Source organism: Acidipropionibacterium virtanenii (assembly GCF_003325455.1).
In the GTDB taxonomy this organism is placed as follows: domain Bacteria; phylum Actinomycetota; class Actinomycetes; order Propionibacteriales; family Propionibacteriaceae; genus Acidipropionibacterium; species Acidipropionibacterium virtanenii.
On record NZ_CP025198.1, the window covers coordinates 1235950 to 1248742 of the forward strand.

The 12793-nt window shown below is 69.1% G+C and carries 8 protein-coding genes and 2 tRNA genes; 3 read left to right on the forward strand and 7 right to left on the reverse strand.

Annotation, left to right across the window (positions count from 1 at the left end; translation table 11 throughout):
* Position 1: 1 nt before the first annotated feature.
* From JS278_RS05670 to JS278_RS05695, 6 genes are all read right to left on the reverse strand, one after another.
* Entirely contained in the window at positions 2-748 is a 747-nt protein-coding gene (locus JS278_RS05670; protein WP_114046142.1) for a glutamine amidotransferase, read from the reverse strand.
* Positions 749-851: 103 nt separating this feature from the next.
* The gene (locus tag JS278_RS05675; protein WP_245935210.1) at positions 852-2078 is read right to left on the reverse strand and encodes an AAA family ATPase; all 1227 of its coding nucleotides are present in this window, start codon (positions 2076-2078) and stop codon (positions 852-854) included.
* 228 nt (positions 2079-2306) lie between these two features.
* Positions 2307-2379, reverse strand: a tRNA-Lys gene (locus JS278_RS05680).
* A gap of 126 nt (positions 2380-2505) precedes the next feature.
* A tRNA-Lys gene (locus tag JS278_RS05685) sits at positions 2506-2578 on the reverse strand.
* Between the two features lie 65 nt (positions 2579-2643).
* Positions 2644-3372, reverse strand: a complete 729-nt coding sequence (locus JS278_RS05690) for a type 1 glutamine amidotransferase (RefSeq protein ID WP_114044341.1) — start codon at positions 3370-3372, stop codon at positions 2644-2646.
* On the reverse strand, positions 3369-4673 hold the full coding sequence (locus tag JS278_RS05695) for a Mur ligase family protein (protein WP_245935211.1): 1305 nt from the start codon (positions 4671-4673) through the stop codon (positions 3369-3371). The genes JS278_RS05690 and JS278_RS05695 overlap by 4 nt, the downstream gene beginning before the upstream one ends.
* 10 nt (positions 4674-4683) lie before the next feature.
* Here JS278_RS05695 and JS278_RS05700 point away from each other — a divergent pair, with 10 nt between their 5' ends.
* Genes JS278_RS05700 through JS278_RS05710 form a run of 3 tightly spaced genes read left to right on the forward strand, consistent with a single transcriptional unit; the run spans position 4684 to position 10420 of the window.
* Positions 4684-5388 (forward strand): hypothetical protein, encoded by a 705-nt coding sequence (locus JS278_RS05700; protein ID WP_245935212.1) that lies wholly within the window; start codon positions 4684-4686, stop codon positions 5386-5388.
* Entirely contained in the window at positions 5381-6952 is a 1572-nt protein-coding gene (locus JS278_RS05705; protein ID WP_483894258.1) for a DNA polymerase Y family protein, read from the forward strand. The genes JS278_RS05700 and JS278_RS05705 overlap by 8 nt, the downstream gene beginning before the upstream one ends.
* A 33-nt stretch (positions 6953-6985) precedes the next feature.
* Complete coding sequence (locus tag JS278_RS05710) at positions 6986-10420, forward strand: error-prone DNA polymerase (protein ID WP_114044342.1); 3435 nt, start codon at positions 6986-6988, stop codon at positions 10418-10420.
* A gap of 50 nt (positions 10421-10470) precedes the next feature.
* On the opposite strand, the gene JS278_RS05715 is transcribed toward JS278_RS05710, so the two are convergent.
* Positions 10471-12360, reverse strand: coding sequence for an APC family permease (locus tag JS278_RS05715; protein WP_114044343.1), 1890 nt, complete (start codon positions 12358-12360; stop codon positions 10471-10473).
* Positions 12361-12793 lie beyond the last annotated feature (433 nt).

The window sequence follows — 12793 nt, forward strand, 5'->3', positions numbered from 1 at the left end:
GTCAGCGCGCGTAGCGGGTCACGAAGGCCCGCAGCAGGGTGTGGGCGTGATCGACCCGGGCGGTGCTGACGGTGTCGATGAGTTCGTCCATTCCGGCCGGGTCGAAGTAGCCGTTCTCCCGGTAGATGTGGATGCGCTGGACGATCCCGGCGACATCGAGCTCGGGATGGAACTGGGTGGCGTACATATTGCTCCCGATCCGGAACATCTGAACCGGTGCCGCCGTCCCGGTGGCCAGCAGTACGGCGTCCTCGGAGAGGGTGTGCACGGCCTCCTTGTGGCCCACGAAGGCGTCGAAGCTGTCCGGGAGACCCGCAGCGCGGATGAGCGGGTCCCGCAGGCCCTCGTCGGTCAACGTCACCGTGATGGCGCTGACCGGCTCCGGATAGGTGCGGTCGACCACCGCTCCCTGGTGGACGCCCAGCGTCCCGACTCCGTAGCAGGCCCCGAAGAAGGGGAAGTCGGCCGGGACGACGCGGTCGAGCAGCTGATCGAGCTCCCGCTCGGCGCGCAGCTGATCGGCCGGCTTCCTGTCGTCGGGATCCGAGGTGCTGTAAGGACTGCCTCCCACGATGATCCCCGACAACCCGTCAAGATCGACCGATGGCAGGGGAGCCCGGTCCAACTGGGAGTAGACGACCTGGTCGGGGGCCAGTCCGGTGAAGCGGAGCATGGCGTCGTACTCGCCTTGCGCGGCCTCGTCCTCGGGGCGGGTGGAGATCAGCAGGAAGGGTTTCACGGGCACCATTGTGTCCCAGACGTCGCGGGATGCGCGCAACCGACGTCCCGGATCATCTCAGGTACCTCGAGCAGGTTGAGAAGCATTGACGTGTCGACAAACCTGACCGATGTCATCGAGCGCCGATTCTGTCCAGAAAGTCCAAGGGGTCGGTGTTCCTCGGTTCCGCAGGGCGGATCAACTCGGATCGCGTGACGAGTTCTCCGATCTGTCCGTGGGCCATGGCTGCTGCGTACCCCTCGAGATCGGTGAGCCGACTGAGGCAGCTGTGTCCGTCGTCGCCGCGATAACAGACGATGATGCTGCTGTTGAGCACCCCGGTGAGCACATCGAGGATGGCCGGGCTGTGAGTCGTCAGAGCGATCTGCAGACCGGACTCCTCGGTGGACCTGCGGAGCATGTCGAGCACCAGCCGGGCCTGCGAGGGGTGAAGACCGTTCTCGATCTCCTCGATCACCATCAGAATCCGACCATCGACCTGTTCCTGCTGTGGACTGGCCACGGCAAGGATGTCATCCTCGGTGTCGACATCCAGATCCTGCGCACCTGACTGAAGAGCCGTCGCTACAGCGGCGAAGCGCAGCAGTCCATCACTCATCTCCCGAGCAGGAGTGACCTCGTCCCCTTCGACGAGGGAGAACATGACGTCGTCCAGCGTGGACGTCTCCATCCGGGTGTCGGTGACGGCGTTGGCGGCGATCTTCTTGATGGAGTCAATGACGTTCTGGGCGCGCTGTGGATCGGTTTGTTGGAGATGCCCGATCGCTGCCGAGAAATTAGAGCCATCGCGCTTGAGGGCGACATCCTTTCGCGATGAGTAACCGCGCATGACGCTGGGCACGGGGTCGAGCTCGAAAACGGTGCGAAGAGGACTGACCACAGCATCAACAGCCCGGAGGACCGCTCGTTCGACCAGGTTCTTTCCGGGCAGTCGGACAGCGACCTGTGTGAGGACGAGGCGGCTGTCTCGGAAGAATTCAGCAGGGTTTTGGCCACGTTTGCCGTTGTCGATCCGGGCGGCGATACCGGGTGAACCATCTTCTCCATCGTTGGCCGCCCATACAAGGTCCCGATCCGTCGTCGTCCCGGACTTGGCGTTGCGTCCCGGACCGTGCAGGCGTTCCTGGATGACGCGCAGCTCGGGGCGTGCAAGTATCGTCACCTCATATCGGTAACGGCTGGAGGCGGCGTCATCCAGCTCGACCTCACAGCCCAAGGTGAAGCGATCACTGCCGTGGGGGGCACATCCTGCTGATCCACCACGCACAGGGCCGATCCCTCGACGTCTCCCGTCAAGAGCCTCGCCGAGTTCGTCGCCGGTGGCCAGCCGGGCGAGCACGTCCAGTCCGTCGAGGGCGTTCGACTTCCCGCTGGAATTGAGACCGGTCAGGACGGTGAGGTCATCCAGAGGGAGTATCTCGTCCTGGAACGACTTGAACTCGGTGAGGAACAACTTGGTGATCCGCGCAACTGACATGGCTTCCCTCCACCCGGTCGGACACTGAGCTCAGAGCGGTGATCTCATTATGACGAAGGCCCCTTCATGATGAAGGGGCCTTCTGATCTGTGCGCCGCCAGGGACTCGAACCCTGAACCCTCTGATTAAGAGTCAGATGCTCTGCCAGTTGAGCTAGCAGCGCCAGCAACAGACGATGCTAGCTCTGACGCCACCTGGATGCAAAACTCAGATGCACAACGGGCAGCGCCCACAGCTTCCCGACAGGGATGGCGAAGGCCCCTTCGTGATGAAGGGGCCTTCTGATCTGTGCGCCGCCAGGGACTCGAACCCTGAACCCTCTGATTAAGAGTCAGATGCTCTGCCAGTTGAGCTAGCAGCGCCGACGGGTGGAAACACTAGCGCCTCGGGCCCGCCGCGCAAAATCGGGATGACGCCGGCCTGCCGGTCAGGGGCGTCCTTCCCGCACCGCCGCGACCCTCCTGGTGCGCAGCGCCTCGATCTCCGGCAGGTCGAGGGGATCCAGGGACCGACCGAGAGCCTGTTCCAGGAGATGGTCGGCCAGCTGGGGGTTGCGGGCCAGGATCGGCCCGTGGGGGTAGGCCCCGATCACCTGGCCCTGGACCGCCCCCTCGGTCCTCGAGTCGCCGTTGCCCCAACCCTTCTCGACGGCGGCGAGCGGGGTGGCGTCGGGGCCCAGACTGGTCCAGCCGCCGTGGTTCTCGAATCCCGTGATGAGAGAGGTCGTCCCGTCGGGCAGCGTCCACCGTGACAGGGACTCCCCGACGGCCCGCTCCGGCCCCCTGCGAGTCTCGACGTCGAGCACCCCCAGGCCCTTGATGACCTCATCGCGGGCGCCGATCGTGAAGCTGTGGCCGCAGATCTGGTAGCCGGCGCACACCGCGAAGAGCACGGCTCCGTCGTCCAGGGCGCTGAACAGCCCGCCGTCATCCTTGAGTTCCTTCACCGCGGTGATCTGGGCGGTGTCCTCGCCGCCGCCCAGCAGGTACACGGCCCCGTCGGTGGGCACCGGGTCACCGGGGTCGACGCTGATCAGTTCGGCGTCGATGCCGCGCCACTGCAGCCGTCTGGTGAGCACCATGGCGTTGCCGTGGTCCCCGTAGATCCCCAGCAGCGACTGGTACAGCAGGACGATCCTCACCGGTGCGGTGCTCATGCCAGGCCTCCAAGTCGGCGCAGTTTCTGGAAGGGGGTGTAGGTGGACAGCACGTCGATGGGATGGTCGTCGTCCCAGTGGCCGGCCAGCAGTGGGGATTCCAGGGCCTCGGACAGGTCCTCGATGACGACATGATCCACCTCGGCGTACTGCAGTCGCACCGCCAGGTCCAGGGCCCGGGGGCCGGTGCAGATCACGGTGCGCCCGGCGAGCTGCTCGTAGTCGACGTCCCACAGCCAGGAGACGTCCTTGCCGTCGGCCGCCACGGCGTCGATGGCCAGTACGAGTGGGTCGGAGACGGTCAGCGGCAGGGATTCCGTCCAGCCGGCCGGGTTCTTCGACAGCAGCAGCCGGACCTTCGTCCCCGCGATGGTGGTGGTGGCGTAGCGTCCGGCCGGGGAGGTGACGGTCGCCATCCCGGCCAGCGCGGCGTCGGGTTCGATGCCCATCTCGACGGCGGCGGCCAGGGCGCAGGTGGCGTTGGTGAGGTTGAAATCGCCGGGCACCTGGAGATCGAGGCGATGCCGATCCCCGCGGCGGGAGACCGCGTACCCGTCCTCCACCCACCAGTCGGCCTCGGGTTGGCGCAGCGGGCAGTCCGGGCAGTGCCAGTCGTCCTCATCGTGAACCAGCACCCCGCCGCAGCTGGGGCACAGGGTCGAGTCGGCGGTCCAGCGCGGACGGGTGTCGACCCACACCACTGCTCTGGCCCGCTGGCAGACCCACACGATGAGCGGGTCGGAGGCGTTCGCGATCACCATCGGCCCGTCCTGGCCGGCGGCCGCCAGGGCGGACCGCCAGTCGCGGCCGAGGAAGGTCAGTTCGTGATTGCGGTCGAGCTGGTCGCGGCTGAAGTTGAGCAGCACCAGTACCTCGGGATGCCCCAGTCGCACGGCATCGGCCACCACCCGCTCATCGGTCTCCAGGATCGCCACCGGGGCGTCGGGGGCCTGTCCCAGGGCCGAGACGATGCCGTGATGCAGGTTCGCCCCGTCGGCGTTGGTGACCACCTTGGTGCCGTCGTCCTTCAGCCCGGCGCGGACGGCCGCGGTGAGCATGTGGGTGGTGGTGGTCTTGCCGTTGGTGCCGGTGACCGCGGCGATCCGCCGGGACGCGACGAGTTCGGCGAAGGCTCCAGGATCGAGCTTCGTGGTGATCTGGCCCCGGATCGAGGCTCCCGACCCCCGGCCGGTCAGACGGGAGGCCAGGGCCGCCGCCCGTCCGGCGAGCAGCGCCGCCTCCAGCCGGGCGGAGTTTCGCGGCCGTCGTGGCCGCCGGGGTGTACGGGTCGATCTCGTCATGGGTCCCATCATGGCAGGACCGCGGGAACTGTCGGTGCGCGCTGGCAGTGTGCCCGCCATGGACAGCAGGGCAGGAGGGCGCGGCAACGATTCCCGGATCGCGGCCGCTCTGGCGCATCTTGCGGTGAGTCGCGGGACGGATCCCGTGGCCAACGGGTCTGAGGGAAGGGCCGTCCACCCGGGGTTGAGGAGACTCTTCCCGGGCGGGCTCCAGTCGGAGGTGTACACCCTGTCGGGGGCCGCGTCGGTGGGCCTGGGGCTGATGGTGGACGGCTGGTGCGGGGTGGTCGGGCTGCCCGAGACCGGGATCGAGGCCGCCCGCGACTGGGGGGTCGAACTGTCCCGGCTGGTGCTGGTCCCCGACCCCGGCTCCTGGCTGGAGACCGTGGCCGCGCTCATCGAGGGGCTCGACGTCGTGATGGCGGCCGCACCGGCATCCATCACTGCGGCGGCTGCCCAGCGGCTGGTGGCCCGGCTGAGGGACCGTGGCGCCACCCTCGTGGTGCAGGGCGACTGGCCCGGGGCGCACGCCCGGATCGGCGCCCGGACTCTCGGCTGGCAGGGGCTGGGACGCGGTTACGGGGCCCTGGAGTCCCAGCGTCTGGAGGTCACGGTGACCCGCCATCACTCCAGCAGGTCAGTCACCCTGGTGCGGGGAGACGGGGGTGTCGTCGAGGTCTCCGAGGACGCCATGGCAGGAGGACGCCGTGCCTGACATCCCGCGGGTGCTGCTGGCCCTGGTCCCCGACTGGACGATCCGGGCGGTCAGGATGAGCACCGGTCACACCGATCCGGTCATCGTCGCCGAGAAGGGGAAGGTGGTGGCCCGCTGCGATCTCGCCGCCGCGGAGGGGGTGGAGGCCGGCCTGAGGGTGCGGGCCGCCCAGTTGCGTTGCCCGGAGGCCGTCGTCGTGCCCTACGACCACCGGGTCGAGGAGGAGTGCTTCGCGCCGGTGGTGACGGCGATCGAGCAGCAGGTGGCTCCCGCGGTCCATGTGGTGCGTCCCGGCGTCGCCGCAGTCCGGGCGGGCGGGGTGTCCCGGTTCTACGGCGGGGAGCGGGCGGCCGCGCAGCGGATGCGGCAGGTGCTGGAGGCCCAGGGCCTGGAGGCCCGGGTGGGGATCGCCGACGGGCTGTTCGCAGCCGGGCAGGCCGCGCTGCGCGCCGAACCGGTCCGGATCGTGCCGGCCGGTGGTTCTGAGGAGTTCCTGTCGGGTCTGGAGATCGGCGCCCTGGACGCCGGGGTGCGTCCCGGCCTCAACGATGACCGCGGCCCCTCGGATCTGGTGGGGGCGCTGCGCGGGCTCGGGCTGCGCACCCTGGGCCGGTTCGCGGCCCTCGATCATCAGAAGGTGGTGACGCGTTTCGGCCAGGACGGGGACCGCGCACACCGGCTCGCCGCCGGGATCGACGCCACCCCCCTGACCTCGCGGCGCCCACAGAGCGATGACGTCGTCGAGATCGCCTTCCCCGAACCCCTGGCTCTGGCCGAGCAGGTTGCCGCCGGGGTGGAGCCGCTCGCCTCCCGGATGCTCCAGGATCTCGGTCGGCGCGGGATGAGCTGCGACGAGGTACGGATCGTGATCCGCTCCACCGAGGGCCTGAGTGAACAGGTGTGGCGGCATCCCTGGCAGTTCTCCTCGGCGGATCTGGTCTCCCGGGTGGTCTGGCAGCTGGGCGGGAGGCAGCACCGTGACGAGGACGAGGAGGCCTGCGGCGTCCCGGCGGGGGTGGAGGCCGTGCGCCTCGTCCCGACCGCCCGCCCGGCCGCCGAGCATGCCGAGGGGCTGTTCGGCGCCCGTCCGGCCGAACATCTGATGCAGATCCTCACCCGCCTCCAGGACCGGCTCGGTCCCCGGGCCGTGCTCACCCCGGCGGTCGCCGGGGGGCGGCTGCTCAAGGAGCGCCGGCTGCTCACCCCCTTCGGCTCGCTGCCCGAGGAGCGCTCCCGCCCCGATCAGCCCTGGCCCGGCCGGCTGTCGGGGCCGGCCCCCGGCGTCGTCTTCGAGCAGTTGCGCCCGGTGCGGGTCCAGACCGCTGACGGCTCCCCGGCGCGGCCCTGCGAGCCGGGGGCGGGAGCCGGCCCGGAGTGGCTGACCACCCCCGCCGGTCAGCGCCGGAGGGTGATCGCCTGGGCCGGCCCGTGGCCGGTCCGGCAGCGCTGGTGGGGTGCCCAGGCCACCTCGGTGGACCGCTTCCAGCTGGTGACCGAGGATCAGCAGGCCTGGGTGCTGGCCGCCAGCGGCACATCCTGGTGGGCGGAGGCCCGCTATGACTAGCCGCATGGCCGGTTCCGGGGCCGGGGGACCGTCGTGAGCTATGACAATCCGCCCATCTCCTGGTCGGAGCTGGAGCACCGGATCCAGGGAGGCGCCCCGACGGAGGGTTCCGACGGCCCGGCGTACTCGCGCAGGCGCCGCCCCGTCACTCGACACCCGACCCCTCCGGCGGGACCGGTGGTGCCTTACGCGGAGCTGCACTGCCACTCCCATTACAGCTTCCTGGACGGTGCCTCCAGCCCCGAGGAGCTGGTGCACAGGGCTGTGGAGCTGGGCCTGGAGGCTCTGGCGCTCACCGACCACGACGGCCTCTACGGGGTGGTGCGGATGGCTGAGGCGGCCGAGGCTTACGGACTGCCCACCATCATCGGCGCCGAGCTGTCGATCGGCCTGCCCGCTCCGCAGAACGGTGTCGCCGATCCGGCCGGCAGCCACCTGCTGGTGCTGGCCCGAGGGGCCGAGGGCTACCGCAGACTGGCCGGTGCCATGACCGACGCGTACCTGAGCGACGGGGCGGAGAAGGGGCGCCCGATCTACGATCTGGATGCCCTGGCCGAGCAGGCCGGCGGCCACTGGATCATCCTCACCGGCTGCCGCAAGGGGCTGGTGCGCCGAGGACTGGCCCACGGCGTCGAGGAGGCGGACCGTCAGCTGCATCGGCTGACCGATCTGTTCGGCGACGACAACGTGGCCGTGGAACTGACCGATCATCGGCGCCCCCGCGACACCCGCGACAATGACCTGCTGGCCGGCCTGGCCCGGACGCAGGGCCTGCCGGTGGTCGCCACCAGCGCTGCCCACTACGCCACCCCCGACCGGTTCGAGCTGTCCTGCGCGCTGGCCGCGGTGCGCGCCCGGCGCAGCCTCGATGAGATCGACGGCTGGCTGCCCGCCGGTCCGGTGGCCCGGCTGCGCAGCGGAGTGGAGATGGCCGGGCTGTTCTCCCGTTACCCGGATGCGGTGGCCAACACCGTGGAGATCGCCGAGCAGACCCGGTTCTCGCTGCGCTCCAGCCGGCCCCGGATGCCCGACCAGGAGGTGCCGGACGGCCACACCCCGATGAGCTGGCTGCGGCACCTGGCCGAGCAGGGCCGCCTGGACCGTTACGGGGAGGACCGCGAGGCCGCCGCCAGGATCGCCTCGGAACTCGATGTCATCGAGGCGAAGGGATTCGCCGGGTATTTCCTCATCGTCCACGACATCGTCAGTTTTGCCCGCAGCCGTGGAATCCTCTACCAGGGACGGGGATCGGCGGCGGCCTCCGCGGTCTGCTATGTGCTGGGAATCACGGTGGTCGATCCGGTCTTCTACGGCCTTCCCTTCGAGAGATTCCTCTCGGCGCTGCGTGATGAGGAGCCCGATATCGACGTCGATTTCGACGCTCGGCGCCGCGAGGAGGTGATCCAGTACGTCTACCGTCGATACGGCCGGCGCAACGCCGCCCAGGTGGCCAACGTCATCACCTACCGGCCCAGGAATGCGATCCGCGACATGGCCAGGGCGCTGGGGCATTCCCAGGGTCAGCAGGACGCCTGGACCAGGCAGGTGGAGAGATGGGGGACACGGATCAGCGACGACTCGTCGGGGCCTGAGTCGTCAGGGTCGGGGTCGTCGGGGCCCGGGGAGCCGGCGGCCGACGCCATTCCCGCTCCGGTGCGCGATCTGGCCGGCCAACTGCTGGGGACCCCGCGGCACCTGGGCATCCACTCGGCCGGCATGGTGCTCACCCACGACCCGGTGGGGCTGGTCTGCCCGATCGAGCCGGCCAGAATGGCCGGGCGCACCGTCCTGCAGTGGGACAAGGAGGACTGCGCCTGGATGGGGCTGGTGAAGTTCGACCTGCTCGGGCTCGGCATGCTGGCCGCTCTGCAGCACACCTTCGACCTGACCGCCGAGCACTGCGGGCAGCGATGGACGATGGAGACGATCCCGCGTAACGAACCGGGCGTCTACGACATGCTGTGCCGGGCCGACACCATCGGCGTCTTCCAGGTGGAGAGCCGCGCCCAGATGGGCACCCTGCCCAGGTTGCGGCCCCGTTCCTTCTACGACCTGGCGGTGGAGATCGGGCTGATCCGCCCCGGCCCGGTCCAGGGCGGGGCGGTGCACCCCTATATCCGGCGGCGCACCGGCCGCGACCCGGTGACCTACCCGCACCCCCTGCTGGAACCGGTGCTGCGCCGCACCCTGGGGATCCCGCTGTTCCAGGAGCAGCTCATGCAGATGGCCACCACGGTGGGCGGCTGCACCCCGGGCGACGCCGACCTGCTGCGCCGCGCGATGGGGTCGAAGCGCGGCGTGGAGAAGATCGATTCCCTGCGCGAGAAGATGTTCTCCGGAATGGCCGCCAACGGCATTGGTGATGACACCGCCCAGGAGATATACAATCGCATCGAATCCTTCGCGAATTTCGGTTTCGCGGAGTCTCATGCGCTGAGTTTCGCGGTGCTGGTCTATGCCAGTTCATGGCTGAAACTCCATTATCCGGCGGCCTATCTGGCCGGTCTGCTGCGCTCCCAGCCGATGGGCTTCTACGCCCCGGCGACCCTGGTCGCCGACGCCCGCAGGCACGGGGTGCGGGTACTGCCGCCCGATCTGGCCCTCTCGGGTCTTCATGCCGGGCTGGAGCCGTTGGGCGACTCCCCGGCCGAGCCCCTGGACGGCGCCGGCCGCGGGATGGCGGACTGCCTGCGCAATCACGCCGAGGCCGAGATCGGGCTCTTCGATCCCGGGGCCCCCGACCGCTCCGCCGCTCATCGCCGTGACGGCGGTCTCGCGGTGCGCCTGGGGCTGGCCGACGTCTCTGCGATCTCCGAGGAGACCGCAGACCGGATCATCGCCGAGCGGGACCGCGGGCCCTTCACCGGGATGGACGATCTGGTGCGGCGCACCGGCCTGGACGGCGACCAGCTGGAGGCCCTGTCGCTGGCCGGGGTCTTCGACGCTCTGGTCGGTTCGCGTCGCGGGGCCCTGTGGCAGGCGGGACAGATGTACGGGGTGGCCCCGGGCCAGCTCGGCATCGAGGTGCCCAGTCAACCGCCGCTGCTGCCCGAGCCGACCGCCGTGGAACTGCTGGGCCACGACCTTCGCGCCACCGGGATCAGCACGCAGGATCATCCGCTGCGGCATCTGCGCGCCTTTCTCGCACGGCGCGGGGTGGTGCCCGTCGAGGAGTTGCTCGCGGTGGTTCCCGGCCGGCGGATCGAGGTGGCCGGGGTGGTGACCCACCGGCAGCGCCCGGCCACCGCCGGTGGAATCACCTTCATCAATCTGGAGGACGAGACCGGCCTGCTCAACGTCATCGTGACCCCGGGGGCCTGGAAGCACTACCGGCAGGTGGCACGCACGTCATCGGCGATGATCGTGCGGGGCATCCTGGAGCGCAATGATTCGGTGATGAACCTCTACGCCGACCGGCTGGAGAGGCTGCAGTTGAGTGTGGTCGTCTCCTCCCGGGACTTCCGCTGAGGCCGCGCGGCCGGGGGCTCCGGCGTCTCAACGCCACGTCGACATGGAGGTCAGAGCACCTCGACCATGTGCACGATGGCGACCACCACCGCCACGGCGGTGAGGCCGTAGCCCACTGACAACAGGCTCAGCGGCATCCGGATAGCGGCGCCGAAGCGCGCCCAGACGGGCAGCTTGTCGCGCGGCACGGCGTCCCAGGACTGCTCGACGGCGTCGGCCCGCGACAGAGCCCGGTGGGAGACGACGATGCCGGGGACCGGGACGAGCATGAACAGCCACACCAGACCGGTCGACATGTCCTTGACGTCGATGACGCCGATCAGTGCGAGCACCACCTCGGCCAGCACCACGATTCCCGCCAGGACGGTGAGGACGACCGCCGCCCAGTGGTGCCGGATCGGTGCTGCGGCGTCTCCCGGAACCTGGGCGCCGCTCTTCTCGTCGCCGAAGTTGGCGGCGACACTGAGCTCGTGTCCCTCGATTCGGACCCTGGAGTGCAGGTAGGAGTAGCCGAAGTAGACGACGAAGCCGACCAGCAGCCACACCACGAACCGCAACCAGGTCTCGACCGCCAGATTGCTCATCAGCCACAGACACAGGACGCCGGAGATGATCGGCAGCACGGGGGAGAAGGGCACGGTGAATCCGCGCTTGAGATCGGGGTAGCGCTTGCGCTGCACCGGGATGGAGAAGCTCACCAGCACGAAGGCGCTCAGGGTGCCGATATTGATCATCTCCGAGAGCTGGTCGACGTCGGCCAGGGCGGCGACGATCGCCACGATGATGCCGCAGAGGATCTGAAGCCTGGCCGGGGTGCCGCGCTTCGAGGTATGGGACGCCTGACGGGGCAGCAGGCCATCGCGGCACATGGAGAACACGACGCGGGTCAGGCCGAGCAGCAGTACCATGACCACCGTCGTCAGCCCGATGAGGATACCGATCGTGATGAGGGTCCCCACCCAGTTGGCTCCCACCAGCTTGAAGGCGGTGGCCAGGGAGACGTCCTTCTGCTTGGCCATCTCCTTGTAAGAGACCATGCCGGTGACGACGATGGTCACGGCCACGTAGAGGACGGAGACCAGCGCCAGGCCGCCGAAGATGCCGCGGGGCAGGGTCTTCTGCGGGTCCTTGGCCTCCTCGGCGGTGGTGGCGACGATGTCGAATCCGACGAAGGCGAAGAACACCAGGGCTGCGGCACCCAGCAGGCCGTAGGCGCCGTAGCGGGTGGGTTCGGCTCCGGACAGGAAGGAGAACAGGCTCTGGCCCATGACGCCGGTGGCCGAGCCGGAGGGCACCGCCTCCGAGGGCGGAAAGAAGGGCGTGAAGTTCGAGGCCTTCACGTAGAAGGCGCCGGCCACGATGATGAACAGGGTGACGGTGATCTTGATGGCGGTGAGGATGCCGTTGACCCGGGAGGTCAGCTTGGTGCCCAGTACCAGCAGGGTGGTGAAGAAGGCCACGATGACCGCGGGCGGCCAGGAGACCGCGACCCCGCCGATGTGGAACTCGGTGGCGATGTCGACGTGGAGGAATTCGAAGACGTTCTGGAGGTAGATGCCCCAGTACTTCGAGATGACCGAGGCGGCCATCAGCATCTCGAGGATGAGATCCCAGCCGATCACCCATGCGAGCAACTCGCCCAGGGACAGGTAGGAGAAGGTGTAGGCCGAGCCGGAGACCGGTACCGACGAGGCGAACTCGGCGTAGTTCATCACCGCCAGGCCGCAGACCAGGGCGGCGAGGATGAAGGAGATGATGACCGAGGGGCCCGCGTAATCGGCGGCCGCCTGGGCGCCGACCGAGAAGATGCCCGCTCCCACGGCGACGGCCACGCCCATGACGGCGATGTCCATCGCCCCGAGTTCGCGTTTGAGACTGCGCTCCGGGTCGCCGAGATCCTCCTCGACCTGGTGCAGGCCCTTCTTGACCAGCAACGACATACGCGTCTTCCTCCTGCGTTCCTAGGGCCCGGCAACGGTCGGACCAGTGGGGCAGCCTATCGGCCACACACGGCCGGTCGGGACGATGCGTCCAGCATGTGGACGTCGGCCGGATTGCTGCGCCGCGTGCCTCTGATCGGGATCTGGTCGATGACGATCGCCCCGGCGTCGGCGGGCATGCAGCCGTCGATGAGGGAGCTTTTCCCGGATCCGGCGACCCCGCACAGCACGCCCAGTGGGAGGTTCGCCGAGACGTCGCGGAGGGTGTGCAGCTTCGCGTGGCTGATCGCGATGCCGCCGGTAGACCCGGACCTCGTCCTTGAGGATGTGACCGAGATGACCAGGCAGCTCCCGGTGAGGGCTTCCGAGGAACACAGGCCCTTGACGTCCCCCTGGTAGCAGATCCGCCCACCGGCGTGCTCGGCGGGCGCCG

Bases quoted from the DNA above. Each gene is read 5' to 3' on its own strand.
- JS278_RS05695 (WP_245935211.1), bottom strand. From the start codon at position 4,673: ATGACGAGATCGACCCGTACACCCCGGCGGCCACGACGGCCGCGAAAC.
- JS278_RS05700 (WP_245935212.1), top strand. From the start codon at position 4,684: ATGGCAGGACCGCGGGAACTGTCGGTGCGCGCTGGCAGTGTGCCCGCC.
- JS278_RS05670 (WP_114046142.1), bottom strand. From the start codon at position 748: ATGGTGCCCGTGAAACCCTTCCTGCTGATCTCCACCCGCCCCGAGGAC.
- JS278_RS05690 (WP_114044341.1), bottom strand. From the start codon at position 3,372: ATGAGCACCGCACCGGTGAGGATCGTCCTGCTGTACCAGTCGCTGCTG.
- JS278_RS05715 (WP_114044343.1), bottom strand. From the start codon at position 12,360: ATGTCGTTGCTGGTCAAGAAGGGCCTGCACCAGGTCGAGGAGGATCTC.